The sequence below is a fragment of the Paenibacillus sp. SYP-B3998 genome (assembly GCF_010820665.1).
In the GTDB taxonomy this organism is placed as follows: Bacteria; Bacillota; Bacilli; order Paenibacillales; family NBRC-103111; genus Paenibacillus_E.
The window spans coordinates 282,839-297,316 of the sequence record NZ_JAAIKC010000002.1 but is presented as its reverse complement, the minus strand read 5'-3'; the positions used below and the strand labels follow the sequence as shown (position 1 = coordinate 297,316).

At 42.5% G+C, this 14,478-nt stretch carries 17 protein-coding genes; 14 read left to right on the top strand and 3 right to left on the bottom strand.

Translation table 11 applies throughout. The annotated features are described in order from the left end of the window. Nucleotides 1-46: 46 nt before the first annotated feature. From GK047_RS09475 to GK047_RS09440, 8 genes are all read left to right on the top strand, one after another. A complete protein-coding gene (locus tag GK047_RS09475) occupies nt 47-739 on the top strand; it encodes a transposase (RefSeq protein ID WP_163944715.1) in 693 nt (230 codons plus the stop codon). A gap of 93 nt (nt 740-832) precedes the next feature. Continuing rightward, a complete protein-coding gene (gene yidD, locus GK047_RS09470) occupies nt 833-1,087 on the top strand; it encodes a membrane protein insertion efficiency factor YidD (RefSeq protein ID WP_163944712.1) in 255 nt (84 codons plus the stop codon). 365 nt (nt 1,088-1,452) lie between these two features. Beyond that, nucleotides 1,453-3,453: a methionine--tRNA ligase gene (metG, locus tag GK047_RS09465; RefSeq protein WP_163944709.1), complete on the top strand. Its 2,001-nt coding sequence runs from the start codon at nt 1,453-1,455 to the stop codon at nt 3,451-3,453. Between the two features lie 194 nt (nt 3,454-3,647). Next, the gene (locus GK047_RS09460) at nt 3,648-4,052 is read left to right on the top strand and encodes a hypothetical protein (protein WP_163944706.1); all 405 of its coding nucleotides are present in this window, start codon (nt 3,648-3,650) and stop codon (nt 4,050-4,052) included. A 244-nt stretch (nt 4,053-4,296) separates the two neighbouring features. Then, nucleotides 4,297-5,214 (top strand): metal ABC transporter substrate-binding protein, encoded by a 918-nt coding sequence (locus GK047_RS09455; protein ID WP_163944702.1) that lies wholly within the window; start codon nt 4,297-4,299, stop codon nt 5,212-5,214. 44 nt (nt 5,215-5,258) lie between these two features. After that, nucleotides 5,259-6,038, top strand: a complete 780-nt coding sequence (locus GK047_RS09450; RefSeq protein WP_163944699.1) for a metal ABC transporter ATP-binding protein — start codon at nt 5,259-5,261, stop codon at nt 6,036-6,038. 12 nt (nt 6,039-6,050) lie between these two features. Continuing rightward, a complete protein-coding gene (locus GK047_RS09445; protein ID WP_163944696.1) occupies nt 6,051-6,851 on the top strand; it encodes a metal ABC transporter permease in 801 nt (266 codons plus the stop codon). A 1-nt stretch (nt 6,852) separates the two neighbouring features. Then, nucleotides 6,853-7,566 carry a cytochrome c biogenesis CcdA family protein gene (locus GK047_RS09440; RefSeq protein WP_163944693.1) on the top strand — a complete coding sequence of 238 codons (714 nt, stop codon included), beginning with the start codon at nt 6,853-6,855 and terminating at the stop codon, nt 7,564-7,566. Between the two features lie 25 nt (nt 7,567-7,591). Here the strand turns inward: GK047_RS09440 and splB are convergent, their stop codons facing one another. Next, nucleotides 7,592-8,653 (bottom strand): spore photoproduct lyase, encoded by a 1,062-nt coding sequence (gene splB, locus GK047_RS09435; RefSeq protein WP_163944690.1) that lies wholly within the window; start codon nt 8,651-8,653, stop codon nt 7,592-7,594. A 162-nt stretch (nt 8,654-8,815) separates the two neighbouring features. On the opposite strand from splB, the gene mntR reads away from it, so the two are divergent. Both mntR and GK047_RS09425 read left to right on the top strand, forming a co-directional pair. Then, nucleotides 8,816-9,244 carry a transcriptional regulator MntR gene (gene mntR / locus GK047_RS09430; protein ID WP_163944686.1) on the top strand — a complete coding sequence of 143 codons (429 nt, stop codon included), beginning with the start codon at nt 8,816-8,818 and terminating at the stop codon, nt 9,242-9,244. Nucleotides 9,245-9,376: 132 nt separating this feature from the next. Then, entirely contained in the window at nt 9,377-10,339 is a 963-nt protein-coding gene (locus GK047_RS09425; RefSeq protein WP_163944683.1) for a patatin-like phospholipase family protein, read from the top strand. A 16-nt stretch (nt 10,340-10,355) separates the two neighbouring features. Here the strand turns inward: GK047_RS09425 and GK047_RS09420 are convergent, their stop codons facing one another. Both GK047_RS09420 and GK047_RS09415 read right to left on the bottom strand, forming a co-directional pair. Continuing rightward, a complete protein-coding gene (locus GK047_RS09420; RefSeq protein ID WP_163944680.1) occupies nt 10,356-10,613 on the bottom strand; it encodes a hypothetical protein in 258 nt (85 codons plus the stop codon). Continuing rightward, the gene (locus GK047_RS09415; protein WP_163945305.1) at nt 10,610-11,503 is read right to left on the bottom strand and encodes a DUF1385 domain-containing protein; all 894 of its coding nucleotides are present in this window, start codon (nt 11,501-11,503) and stop codon (nt 10,610-10,612) included. The genes GK047_RS09420 and GK047_RS09415 overlap by 4 nt, the downstream gene beginning before the upstream one ends. Nucleotides 11,504-11,707: 204 nt before the next feature. Between GK047_RS09415 and GK047_RS09410 the strand changes: the two genes are divergently transcribed. From GK047_RS09410 to efp, 4 genes are read left to right on the top strand one after another with little or no spacing between them, the layout of a single operon-like run. Continuing rightward, on the top strand, nt 11,708-12,196 hold the full coding sequence (locus GK047_RS09410) for a YqhR family membrane protein (RefSeq protein WP_163944677.1): 489 nt from the start codon (nt 11,708-11,710) through the stop codon (nt 12,194-12,196). A 46-nt stretch (nt 12,197-12,242) separates the two neighbouring features. Further along, complete coding sequence (gene aroQ, locus GK047_RS09405) at nt 12,243-12,674, top strand: type II 3-dehydroquinate dehydratase (RefSeq protein ID WP_163944674.1); 432 nt, start codon at nt 12,243-12,245, stop codon at nt 12,672-12,674. 18 nt (nt 12,675-12,692) lie between these two features. Beyond that, nucleotides 12,693-13,766 (top strand): M24 family metallopeptidase, encoded by a 1,074-nt coding sequence (locus GK047_RS09400; RefSeq protein WP_163944671.1) that lies wholly within the window; start codon nt 12,693-12,695, stop codon nt 13,764-13,766. A gap of 15 nt (nt 13,767-13,781) precedes the next feature. Then, entirely contained in the window at nt 13,782-14,339 is a 558-nt protein-coding gene (gene efp, locus GK047_RS09395) for an elongation factor P (protein ID WP_163944668.1), read from the top strand. Nucleotides 14,340-14,478: the final 139 nt, after the last annotated feature.

Sequence of the window (14,478 nt, the reverse complement as noted above, 5' to 3'; positions counted from 1 at the left end):
TAAAATATATAAGAACAAATGTTTGTTTATTGAGGGATGTGTGATAATGGAGCTTCAATTATATGATGTTGAATCTCATATTTTTCAAACAGAAGAAGATTGTGAAATTTACTTGATGAATAAGCGTTGGTCAATAGGTTTTTGCTGCCCTCGCTGTGAACACCACCACGCTTACAAGATTACAGGCAGGAGGCTACTTGAATGCTCAGCATGCAAAATGCAGGTTTCGTTAACTGCAGGAACTGTCATGCATAATTCTAAGCTTTCCTTACTTACTTGGTTTCGAGCAATACAGTTACTAATTGAAAATGAACGTACTTACACACCGACCAGGCTTGCAACTGCTCTCGCGGTAAACTATCGCAGTGCAAGATTACTCCTTCAGAAAATTGATTTTGCTAGTTTTAGAAGTGAGCATAGACGATTTCATTTTGCGAGGAAGAAAGACATAACTTCTCAAGAAGTCTCAGCAGTTTCAATGCCGTTTTCAACAGAAGTGAACTCTGAACCCATGCAAGTCCAAGATATTGTATGCAAGCTATCCAATAAATGCCTACCCTTATCTAGTTTAGAGACTTACTTAAAGAACAAAAAGCGATTACATGTTTATTCATATCTGAACAATCTAAACTCTAGTGGAGTGGAATGCACACCGTATTTGTTTGAGAAGTGGATGCGAGCGTTTGTTTCAGTTACGCTATATCCTACGTTTCTACGATGTTTTCACTTACCAGAATGACCAATTTCCTCTCTTGTTGACGTCCGATTGGTTTTAAGGCATGATTGTTTAAAGCCATTTATTTGCTAGCAGAGGCAGGAGAACAATTAACGGATGAAGATAAAAAAAACCTTACAAATACCGATTCATTTTTATCGAAAGTTCATATCACCCTTGAAGCCACCTACGTGTCGGTTCTATCCCACCTGCTCGCAATATGCCCTTGAGGCGCTTGAAGTTCATGGTGCTTTGAAAGGTTCATGGTTGACCGTGAAACGAATTTGTAAATGTCATCCTTTTCATCCAGGTGGTGTTGATCATGTTCCTTTGCTTTCATCCGAATCAGCACATCATGATCAGCCTGCTTGACAGGTAGCTTCTTTTTTCGATATATTTGCGTTAAAGCGTTATAAATATTTTCGATGAACGGATAAGTACAAGCGGAGGCCTATGAACAGAGAGCCGGGTTAGGTGAAAGCCGGTATAGGAGCAGGTTTGGAAGATGGTCCCGGAGAATAAGCCTTCGAGCTGCCTAGAAATTGCCATTGTGAAGCAATGTTAGGGAGTAAGCTGGCTTCGTGTCCCAGCGTTAATGGGCAAGTCGTCATAGACTTACTGAGCCCCGAGCTTGTGAAAGGCGGGGGAACCTGGGTGGTACCGCGTGAGTTTACTCTCGTCCCAAGATGGATGAGGGTTTTTTGTGTTTTCTATAATTTTGTTGGGAGGAATGTACGATGACGACTGAGTCTAAAACCTTTTACATCACAACACCGATTTTTTACCCAAGTGATAAGCTGCATATCGGTCATGCCTATTCCACAGTGGCCGGTGATGTAATGGCCCGCTACAAAAGGCTTCGCGGCTTTGATGTCAGATACTTAACGGGAACTGATGAACACGGACAAAAGATTGAACGTAAGGCGCAAGAACAAGGAACTACCCCGCAGCTATTTGTTGATAATATTGTTGCTGGTATTAAAGAGCTTTGGGAAAAACTTGATATTTCTTACGATGATTTTATCCGTACCACAGAGGATCGTCATAAAAATGCTGTAGGCAAAATTTTTCAACGTCTGCTGGAGCAAGGGGACATTTATTTAGGGGAGTATGAAGGCTGGTATTGTGTGCCTTGTGAAACTTTTTTTCCAGAAAGTAAGCTAGTTGACGGGAAGTGCCCAGATTGCGGACGCGCTGTTGAGAAAATGAAGGAAGAGACCTACTTCTTCAAAATGAGCAAATATGCGGATCGACTCGTTCAATACTATGAGGAGAATCCGGAGTTCATTCAACCAGAATCACGGAAAAATGAAATGTTGAACAACTTTATTAAGCCAGGTCTTGAAGATTTGGCTGTATCCCGAACTACATTTGATTGGGGCATTCGAGTACCTGGGGATCCTAAGCACGTTATCTACGTTTGGATTGATGCATTATCAAACTATATTACAGCATTAGGCTATGGTTCTGACGATGAAAGTAAATTCAAGAAGTATTGGCCTGCTGATGTTCATTTAATGAGCAAGGAAATTGTGCGTTTCCATACGATTTATTGGCCAATCATGATGATGGCGTTGGAATTACCGCTGCCTAAAAAAGTATTTGCGCACGGTTGGCTGCTTATGAAGGACGGGAAAATGTCGAAGTCCAAAGGCAATGTTGTTGACCCGGTTACCTTGATCGATCGTTATGGACTAGATGCTCTTCGTTATTACCTCATGCGCGAAGTGCCTTTTGGTGCGGATGGTACGTTCACTCCAGAGAGCTTTGTAGAGCGTGTTAATCATGATCTTGCAAATGATCTTGGGAATCTACTGAACCGTACGATCGTCATGATCGATAAGTATTATGTGGGCGCAATTCCCGCTTACCTTCCTGGTGCAACGGAGTTTGATGAAAGCCTCTTGGAAACTGTCCGTTCAACAGTTGCAAAGTACGAAGAGGCGATGGAGAAAATGGAATTCTCCATTGCCCTCTCGGCTGTGTGGCAGCTCATTAGCCGTACAAATAAATATATCGACGAGACTCAGCCTTGGTCGATGGTCAAAGACGAGGCCAAGCGTGAAACACTTGGTTCCGTGATGTATGTGTTGGCGGAATCCCAGCGCATCTCGTCAGTGCTTCTGCGTCCTTTTCTGACGAAGACGCCGCAATTGATCTGGCAGCAGCTTGGCCTTGCTGCGGATGATTTGCCACGTTTGACTGCGTGGGAGAGTGTACAAACCTTTGGGTTGATTCCTGCGGGTACCGTCGTTCAGAAGGGAGCACCGATGTTCCCGCGGCTAGACGTAGAAGCGGAAGTTGCTTACATCGCACAGGCTATGGGAAGCACTGCCGCGCCGAGTGGCGCTGCTGAAACAGAAACGGCAGCACCAGAGGTGACTACTTCGAGCGTGCCGACTCCTGAGCCGAAGGAGGAAATCGGCATCGACGATTTCGCCAAGGTTGAGCTGCGTGTGGCGCAAGTTATCTCGGCTGAGCCTGTGAAAGGTGCAGATAAGTTATTAAAGCTGCAGCTTGATCTAGGTTATGAGAAGCGTCAAGTTGTATCCGGTATCGCGAAGTTTTACACGCCGGAGGAGTTGGCTGGGCGTAAAGTAATTTGCGTCACAAACTTGAAGCCCGCCAAACTGCGCGGCGAGCTATCGCAAGGGATGATTTTGGCTGCTTCACACGGCGATCAATTAACTTTGGCGACCGTGCCGGACAGTATGCCGAATGGTGCCATTGTGAAATAGACAGGATTTCCGAAGACACACATGGCTATTTATCTAAAAACGCTAAAAAGCTTCCATTTCCACTTGAATGTGGTTTTGGAAGTTTTTTATATTCTTTGCGAATACATCCATTGGAGTTATACCCAAAATCGAACTTGTTTTTTTCTTAAATGTGATGGGTACTCTAAAGGAAAAGAAATGACGGAGTGAGACAAATGAACCTTCGATTTGTTGTTACAGTGATGGCAGTCTTAGGGCTATCTATTCTGTTAACGGGGTGCAGTATATTTGGCGGTGGTGACAAGGCCCAAAAGAAAGAGAGCACTGATCAGAGTAAGCAAAAGTCACAAAGCACCAAGGATAAACCAAGCGTAATCAATCAAGAATTAAAGAAGCAATATGATATGTATAAAGAGATCATTCAGTATCAAATCGAGCAGGATAAAAAGGTCATTAAACAGTCAGAAGAGCGATATAAGAAGCTGAAAGAGGAAAGTGATAAGCCTCCGAAAACGGAGAAAAAGGACTCTAAGTCAAGTGCTGATGGAAAAGGAGAGAAGTCTGATCAGAAAATGATGAAAAGTAAGGGCAGTGATACAGGAAGCAGTTCTGGAGATTGAGATTAATCAATGAAGAAGTAGGAGAATTCGAAATGCTCGATAAACAGATAATTCCTCTGAGATAAGATTTACCGTTTAACGATGTTAAGGTGGAGAACCACTCGTGAAGTTCACAAGTGGTTTTTATTTTGTGTGCTAGGACAATTTACTCTTTTTGTGTATTGACATAGGTGAAGCCTACTCGTATAATCAAGGTCGTTAATAAAAAAGATTACGATTTAGATTGTGACGGAGGTTTAGATTTATGCGTAAAATGGCGGTCATTTATATAGGTATTTTGATTCTTTTCGGAATTGTATTAGCAGGTTGTGGAAGTGCTTCAAGTTCAAAAGCGGAGATTGTTCAAGGAAAAGTAAATGTTGTGACAAGCTTTTATCCCCTTTATGATTTTGCACGCCATATAGGTGGTGAATATGTGAATGTGATTAATCTTGTACCCGCTGGTGTTGAGCCTCATGACTGGTCTCCTAAAAGTAGAGATTTGAAAAATATGACCAAGGCTCAATTATTTGTTTATCAAGGTGCTGGTTTCGAAGGCTGGGTGCAAGATTTTCTTGGAAGTGTATCGGCAGACTCTAGTTTGAAGGTTGTTGAGGCTAGTAAAGGTGCAGAATTAATCAAAACCTCCGAAAATAAAGAACAATTTGATCCGCATGCGTGGTTAAGTCCGTTAAATGCAGTCAAAATGGCTAATAATATTAAGAATGCGCTTGTTGAAGCTGACCCTGCACATAAAGCGGTGTTCGAGCAGAATTATAATAATTACGCGGCAAAACTTATGAATCTGGACGAACGTTATAAGAAGGAGCTTTCTCAAACTTCAAAAAAAGCTATTGCGGTCTCACATCAAGCTTTCGCATATTTGTGTCGTGATTACGGTTTAACACAGCTGTCCATAATGGGCTTATCGCCTGATTCAGAACCGACGGCACAGGATTTGAAAAAAATGAATGAATTCATAAAAGAGAATGAAATCAAATATATTTTCTTCGAGGAGCTTGTTTCTGATAAGCTAGCTAAGACGCTCGCTAAAGATGCAAAGGTCGAAACGATGGTCTTGAATCCATTGGAGGGCTTGACGGAGGAGCAAATTAAAGCCGGTGACGATTACATTTCGATTATGGACAAAAATTTGATAAATCTTCTGAAGGCTTTACAATAAAGTTTAATGAGGATAGTGATTTCACTAAGTTAGGAGTTTCGTAGATGGATAATAGCAATAGGCAGTCGTGCCATCGCAGTATTGTTTCTATAGATCATGTTTCTTTTTCTTATGAGCATAAAAAGGTGATTGAGAAGCTGCGTTTTGACGTTCTTGAGCGGGACTTTGTAGGGGTGATCGGTTCCAATGGCGCCGGTAAAACGACCCTGCTGAAAATGCTTGTCGGGTTGCTAAAGCCGACCGAAGGTGAGATCAGATTGTTTGATCGACCGATCAATCAGTTCAAAGATTGGGAACGGATCGGATATGTTCCACAGAAAAATGCGTTCAATCCGTTGTTTCCAGCAACGGTAAGGGAAATTGTGCTGTCAGGGATGTACAGCAAGAAGCATGTATATCGTCGGCTGTCCAAAGCAGACGTTCAGAAGGCTGAGGATGCCATGCTAGCTATGCGCATCGAAGATTTGGCTAACCGACGAATCGGACAGTTATCAGGCGGACAGCAGCAGCGCGCTTTCCTCGCGCGCGCGATCGTGAATAATCCCGAACTGCTCATCTTGGATGAGCCGACGGTTGGCATTGATGCGGAAACGCAAGTAGGCTTTTTCCGAATGATTCGGCATATGCATCAGCATCATCATATGGCTTTTATAATGGTTTCTCATGATATGGATATGATGCAATCGTATCTTGGAACAGAACCGCAGCAAATGAGCGGCGGAATTAAATTTTATGTGAAGCATACCCATGATCCTGAAGATTGCCGAGAGACGAATTTAACTCATTCCATCGGCCAAATTCGTGAGATGATCGGAGTTCAGTAAGGAGCGAACATTTTGGATATTTTTACGGAATATTTTTTTCAACGAGCACTAATCGGAGGCATTTTGATTGGACTTACAGCGCCTTTAATGGGCGTTTTTCTTGTCCTTCGGCGATTGTCAATGATTGGGGATACGTTAGCACATGTCTCAATTGCAGGGGTTGCGCTTGGATTTCTCATTAACATTTATCCGCTTGGTGTAGGTCTGGTCTTTGCCTTACTAGCATCATTTGCCATAGAGAGGCTTCGCAAAGCTTACAAAACATATGCCGAGCTATCCATAGCGATCATTATGTCAGGGGGAGTGGCTCTCGCTACCCTTCTTTTCACATTGGGTAAAGGTTTCAATATGAATGTTATGAGCTATTTATTTGGCAGCATTTATACGCTTGACGCAACGGATTTATGGGTCGTTTTCGGTGTTTGTGTGCTTGTAGTAGGTGTAATTGCTCTCCACTTCAAAGAATTCTTCCTCATGTTTTTTGATGAGGATGCAGCGAGTGTAAGTGGACTTCCACTGAAATTTTATAATATGATGATAACAATGCTTACTGCACTCGTAATCTCCGTCGCCATTAAAATCGTAGGAGCACTTCTGGTTTCATCGCTATTAACGATCCCTGTGGCCTGTAGTCTTCTTATTGCTCGCAGTTTCAAGCATTCCGTTTTTCTTGCGGTGCTGTTTTCTGAGATTGCTGTAATCATTGGACTTATTCTTGCAGGTGTATGGGATTTAGCCCCAGGAGGAACGGTTGTACTAACTTTAATAGCAATCCTGATAGGGATTATTCTGAAAAGAGGATTGAGAATTTAACATGGACTCAGTAAATTTGTGGATCGCCCTCTGGGCGGGAATCGCTTCGTTCATTTCGCCATGCTGTTTACCCTTGTACCCTTCTTATCTTTCATACATATCGGGAATTTCAGTTAGTGAATTGAAATCTGGGCAATCTTCTTCAGACGTCCGTCGGAGAACGATGCTTCACACGTTATGTTTTATCGTTGGATTTTCGATCATTTTTTATGCGCTTGGGTTATCTGCTGGATTTTTAGGTAATTTTTTCGTTGATTATCGAGACCTGCTGCGTCAGATTGCTGCTATTTTAATTTTTATAATGGGACTATTCTTGCTTGGGATTTTTCAACCGCAATGGCTTATGAAAGAGCGTAAGCTGCAACTTAAATTCAGACCCGCTGGTTATTTAGGTTCTATTGTCATTGGAATGGGTTTCGCGGCAGGCTGGTCTCCTTGTATAGGGCCGATCTTATCAGCTATTTTAGCGCTAGCTACTACGGAGCCAGGCACTTGGTTTCAACTTACGACGGCCTATTCGTTAGGGTTTGCGATTCCATTTTTTGTTTTATCATTTTTCATTGGATCAACGCGTTGGATTTTGCGATATTCCAATACAATTATGAAAATAGGCGGAGGCTTAATGGTGATCATTGCGATTCTGCTCTATACGGGCAAAATGACACAAATCACGCTATGGTTGAATACAATAACCCCCGAATGGTTAAAGTTCTGAGTTTCGTGATTGAGTGCAATTGCTTTTAAGTAAAATATTCAATTTTCGCCGAGGGGAATTTATCGAAAATTTGTTCAGTGATAAATTCCCGGAGTGCGTTGGCTTGTTCATCCGGATAAACGTACTTTCCTTGTCCCCAACGTCCCCATTTGTATTTTCGTTTCTCTTCATCCATCTCTAGTTTTGTTTTCGGATATCTCTTTTGAATGATATTTTTTGCAGTCTTCGTGTATCGATGCTGAATCATTTCAAAAGTTAAATCCCTTGTAGCTTCTCTAGGCAGCTCCTTGTGGAGACGTTCTAGCAGAGTCGCGTAGCCTTCTTCCCAGCCTTCATGCCAAATAATCGGTGCTATGATGAAACCGAGCGGATAACCCGCCTTGGCTACTTTACCTGCGGCTTCTATGCGTTCATGAAACTTTGAGGTACCGGGTTCGAAATGTTTAATCACATAATCCGCATTTACGCTGAATCGAAATCTTGTGTGATTGTTGTGCTTAGCATTCAAAAGAGATTCAACATGATGATACTTTGTTACAAAACGAAGTCGGCCGTGTTCTTGCTGCCCCATGAATTCGATCAGTTGCTTCAAGGATCCCGAGATATGCTCCAACCCTACTGGGTCTGACGTACAGGCAGCTTCAAATCTCGTAATTTCAGGTTCGCGTTCTTCAATATATTGCTTAGCCGCTCCCAAAATATCATCGATGTTCACATATACTCGAATATAAGGCTTAGCGCCTAAAGTAGTTTGCAAATAGCAGTAATGACAATGTCCCATACAGCCGGTCGCAATAGGAATTGCGTATTCTGCTGATGGCTTGGATGTTTCAAATTTGATTGTTTTTCTAATTCCTACAACAAGTGTCCGCTTAGCAATTTTATACTTTTCTAGCTCGGAATCCCCTGGGAGGTCCCTAATTTGATTGTGGGAAGTTGTCATATGAATTTCAAGCCCTTGTTGCTTGGCCCACTTACAGATTTGCTGACCTTTAGGATAATTCATGGCATCTGGTTCAAAATAAACAAGCTCCGGTACGAATATAACGGTACTTGGCACTGGACGTGTCAGTAGTTCTGTTGTCATAACAGGCTCCTTTCACCATCAAACAGTAGTTGGCATTACTACTCAATAGTGTCCCAAGGAAGCTGGAATTGAATCATGGGAGATTTGACCGCGTCTACGTTCATGCATTATGATAGGTAAAGCGATGGACTGGAATTAAAGGAAGCAGGGGGAAACAACGCAATGGCTACACCAAGCATGGAAGATTATCTGGAGAGAATATATAAGCTCATTGACGAAAAAGGCTATGCTCGTGTCTCCGATATTGCTGAAGGACTGGAAGTACATCCCTCGTCGGTTACCAAAATGATTCAAAAATTAGATAAAGATAATTATCTCATCTATGAAAAATATCGTGGGCTTATGCTGACCTCCAAAGGTAAAAAGATGGGGAAACGGTTAGTTGACCGCCATCAATTATTAGAGGAGTTTTTGACCGTAATCGGCGTCCAAGATGATAATATATATAAGGATGTAGAAGGGATTGAGCACCATTTGAGTTGGGATTCCATTACATGTATTGAAACATTATTGGAATATTTCCGTAGGGATCCGAATCGAATGAGTGAACTATTACAAGTTCGCAAAGATATTGAAGTAGAAAGCCAATAGGCGTTCATTTATTAGGTAGGGGCTGCTTGTCAGCTTCTGCCTTTTTTGTTTGCATATAAACAAACTCTTTGTGCATATAGAGAATTGGAGCCAGATATTGTTGTTTCCAGGCTTTTAGAGGGGGAATGTCGGGTGAAAATAAACGGTGTTTTCGAAGGCGGAGGCGTCAAGGGGATCGCATTGGCCGGTGGCGTAAGCGCCGCGCTGAAACGTGGATATGAGTTTCATGAAGTCGCTGGAACAAGCTCAGGTTCGATTGTAGCTGCATTTCTGGCAGCAGGCTACTCAGGGGAAGAAATGAAGGAGCTGATACTGAAAGCGCCCTTCAAGTCATTTATGCAAAGATCAGCGATCTTTAATACCAAAATAATAGGACCCGCAACTCGGCTTTTAATTAAGAAAGGCTTGTATTCCGGCGAAGCCCTTGAGCATTGGGTATACGGCCAACTGTTAGCCAAAGGCATCCGCAATTTTGGTGACTTAAGGCCTAATCAATTGCGTATTATTGCTTCTGATATTACGCAAGGAAAGCTGCTAGTGCTTCCTGATGATATTGCCCAGTACGGAATCGATCCTCGGAAGCTTTCAATTGCTAAAGCGGTGCGTATGAGCACAAGTATCCCCTATTTTTTCGACCCCGTCATGGTTCGGTGCAAATTAAAAAGCTCTGCATCAGCAGAGCCTTTCGCGCAACAATTTTTTTATATTGTGGATGGTGGACTGTTAAGCAATTACCCACTATGGGTGTTTGATCGAGAAAATGATGTAGAACGAATTCCCGTTATCGGCTTTCATTTGGTCGGTAAGAGCGAATATCAGATGAACAAAGTGAGAGGACCTTTAACGATGCTCGAAGCGCTATTCGGCACTATGCTTAACGCACATGATGAGCGTTATATTGAACAGCAGAATCGCTTCCGAACGGTTAAAATTCCTACCCTGGGCGTTCAAAACACGCAGTTTGATTTATCTAAAGAAGCGAGTATGGAACTTTACAATTCGGGCTTTTCAGCCACCGACCATTATTTCACCAAATGGACAATGGAAACGTACGAACAGAACTATGAAAAATATGTGCTTCGTCTTTACAAATAGAAGTGAATTCAACTCGTTAATGATACTTCGGGAAATCGTCCGGTTCGGAGTCCTTGCTTCCGTTGATAACGCGAAATTTCCCGGATTTTCTTTTTCCCTTTGCATTTCCGCGTGCGGGAGAGTTCCACTTCCAGCGAGAGGGTGGGATTTTGTATAGTAAAAAGATGATCCCAAGCACGAGTATGGGGATGAATAAAGTTTGCAAACTTACGAGCAAACCAATGGCAATCAGCACCGCAATCGTAATCTCGACGGGGGAAAATCTTCTTCTCATTGACGTCCCTCCAATATTCGTTGTTCTGCTTCGCGCATACGGTTGAAAGAAGCAATGGACACTTCGACCTGGCTGTCTTCAGGTTCTTTGGTTGTGAGCAGTTGCAGCCACAAGCCAGGGTAGCCTAGAAAACGCAATACAGGTACTTCGCGTAGAGAATTCGTGAAGCGTAGTACTTCATACGAAACGCCAATTACAAGAGGCAGCAGCAACAAGCGCTGTACAATGCGCTCGACGTACCCGTCATAATGCAGGAACGAGTAGATGACAACTCCGATAATAACTGTAAATACAATGAAGCTGCTGCCACAACGATAGTGGAGTGTGTTGAATTTCTGTACGTTACTGACTGTTAGCTCAACACCAGCCTCGTAGGCGCTAATCACTTTATGCTCTGCTCCGTGATATTGGAACAATCTGCGAATCATCGGTGTCAGGGAGATGAAATAAATATACCCGACGAGCAAGATGATCTTGATGACGCCTTCTATTAAATTATGAAGAATTTGATTGCTAAATGCATTTTGGAAAAGAAACTGTTCAATAACCGCTGGTACAAGTGTAAAAACAAATTTCCCAAAAAGGAATGAAATTACACCGACAACAGCAACGCCGAGAATCATTGAGATATTGGAGAAGATTCCAGGCTTTTCTTCTTTTTTATTACTTTCCTTCGTCTCGCCTTCTTGCTCGGCAAACGACTCAGCGGAAAAGTTTAAGTGCTGCGCGCCCTTCGCACTGGACTCGATGATACCTACAATGCCGCGTACGAGTGGAATTTTTTTAAGCGCTTGGACCCAAGGAATTTCTTTCTTTGGTACCTCCAAATATTCTAAGGAACCGTCTTTTTTGCGTACTGCTGTAACATGCACATTTTTCCCTGCGAACATGACGCCTTCAATGACGGCTTGTCCTCCGTATATACTGTTTTGTTCTGCCAATTGGTCCACCTTCTTATCTATACTCAAATTAGGTATTACTTCTTTCCTATTGTAACGGATTCGGGGTTTGAATGCTACCGATTGAGGTAGAACATACTATTCTTGAATAGGAAGCTGCGAGCATCGAGTGCAAAGAAAGGAAGAGGTTTTAGCATGAGCCAGAAGAACGCGAGTACGATCAAAACGAGTCGGTGGTTATTTGCTCTCTATATCGGCTTCTTTGCCGGTTTGATTTGGGGAGGGCTTAAGATTGTTGAACAATATTTGAAGTTTACTAAAATCGTGATTGGGTTTCTCGTTGAGCCCTTTTTTAAACACGATTTTTTGCTTACATGGAAAGGTACGTTAATTGGCTGGGGATTTTTTATTTTATTTTCAATTGTCGCTGCTTACATCTATATGGTTACTTTGTGGAAGCTGCAAGGGCCGTGGTGGGGAATCGCTTACGGTGCCGCGTGGTGGTGCTTGATCTATTTGCTGGTTGGACCGCTAGCAGGGATGACTTACTGGATTCGTGAATCGGATTTCAATTCCGTAATTAGCGACGGCTGCTTATTCCTAGTCTGGGGGATGTTTATTGGCTATTCGATTGCAATTGAATACTCAGACGAAAGAACTAGAGAGCCTATACACAAGACATGAAAGTTATGGTAAAATACATAGGTTAAAACGCTAAGGGGGTTCCCTGTTGAAAAAGGTATTGGTTATTAACGGTCCGAACTTAAATATGCTCGGTGTGCGGGAACCAGGAATTTATGGCACGTCATCGTTGTCTGCCATTATTCAAGGTTTGAACAAGCTGGCCGAGGAATTGACGATTGAGCTGGAGACGTTCCAATCCAATCATGAGGGCGGCATCATTGATAAGATTCATGAAGCTTTCGGAACGAAAGATGGCATTCTTATCAACCCGGGAGCGTTTACGCATTACAGCTATGCCATACGCGACGCGCTGGCAACCGTGCAGCTGCCTACTGTGGAAGTTCATTTATCGAATATTCATAAGCGAGAGGAATTTCGTCATCACTCCGTAACAGCTCCGGTCGTTATTGGGCAAATCTGCGGATTCGGATCTCTCAGTTATGAGCTTGGTCTAAGAGCATTATTACCCCACTTGTAAGAAAGAATGGTGATTGATATGCAAGCGAAACGTATAGAACGTCTTCGAAAAGTCATGCAACAGCAAGATCTTTCAGCACTACTTATCACAAATGATTATAATCGTACATATGTATCGGGTTTTACGGGTTCTTCTGGCTTTGTTCTTATTACGTTGGATCGAGCTATCTTGTTAACTGACTTCCGATATATGACGCAAGCACCTCAGCAAGCCAAGCTTTTCGAGGTGATTGAACATAAGCCTAGACCGATCGAAACGATCAAAGAAATACTCGTAAAAGACGGCATTACGAAACTCGGATTTGAGCAAGTTGATGTATCTTACGGAGATTTCCTCAGTTATCAAGAGGGGTTATCAGGTATTGAATTCGTTCCTACCAGCCGTCTTGTTGAACAAATTCGAATCGTGAAAGATGAAGCTGAAATACAAATTATGCAGGAAGCTGCTGATTTAGCAGATCAAACCTTTTCTCATATTCTTGCCTTCATTAAACCAGGGGCAGTGGAGAAAGATATAGCGCTTGAGATCGAGATGTTTATCCGCAAAAATGGCGGGACTTCGACCTCTTTCGAAACCATTGTTGCTTCAGGGGAGCGATCAGCTCTTCCTCATGGTAAAGCGAGTGATCGCGTACTGCAAGGAAATGAATTTGTCAAATTGGATTTTGGAGCGTATTATAAAGGGTACTGCTCAGATATTACAAGAACAGTTATGCTCGGGAAGCCGACGGACAAGCATAAAGAAATTTATGATATTGTTCTTGAAGCTCAACTGAACTGCTTGGCTAATTTGAAACCAGGGATTACCGGTCGAGAAGGAGACGCCTTTGCTCGTGATGTCATCGTGAAACATGGCTATGGCGATAACTTTGGTCATGGCACCGGACACGGTTTGGGCATGGAAGTCCATGAATCTCCACGATTGTCGAAGACAGAAGATATGGTTTTAACAGCTGGGATGGTCGTTACCGTTGAGCCTGGTATTTATCTCCCCGATTTTGGCGGAGTTCGTATTGAAGACGACGTTGTAATTACCGACACTGGCATTAAAATACTTACACATTCTACCAAAGATTTTCTTATTATTGATTAGCGGAGGGACTCACTAGTGATATCAGTTAACGATTTTAAAACAGGACTTACAATTTTAGTAGACCATGATTTATTTACCGTTTTGGATTTTCAACACGTTAAACCAGGTAAAGGTGCAGCGTTTGTTCGCTCCAAGCTTAAAAACCTGCGTAACGGAAATACAGTTGAACGTACGTTCCGTGCTGGCGAAAACGTTGGACGCGCTCACATTGAAAATCGCGAAATGCAATACCTGTACGCAAGTGGTGACGAGTATACGTTCATGGATACTGAAACGTATGATCAATTCAGCCTTTCCTATGAGCAATTGAAATGGGAACTGAATTTCCTTAAAGAAAATATGAACATCAAAATTTTGAGCTACCAAGGTGAAATCCTAGGAATCAATTTGCCGAAAAGTGTTGAATTGAAAGTTGTTGAAACAGAGCCAGGGATTAAAGGCAATACGGCAACAGGAGCTTCCAAAGGCGCTAAAGTAGAAACGGGTTTAGTTGTTCAGGTTCCACTGTTCATCAACGAAGGCGATATACTCTTGGTTGATACGGATGAAGGTAAATATATTTCACGCGCATAACTGAGAATAAGTTTAATTCACCCCCTCCCGACCATAATGTCAGGAGGGGGTTTCTAATTTTGTGTGAATTATGTGAATTATGTGACACGATTCGTATTTCTTACCACAGGACTTCACTTATATGCTATAATATTGAATT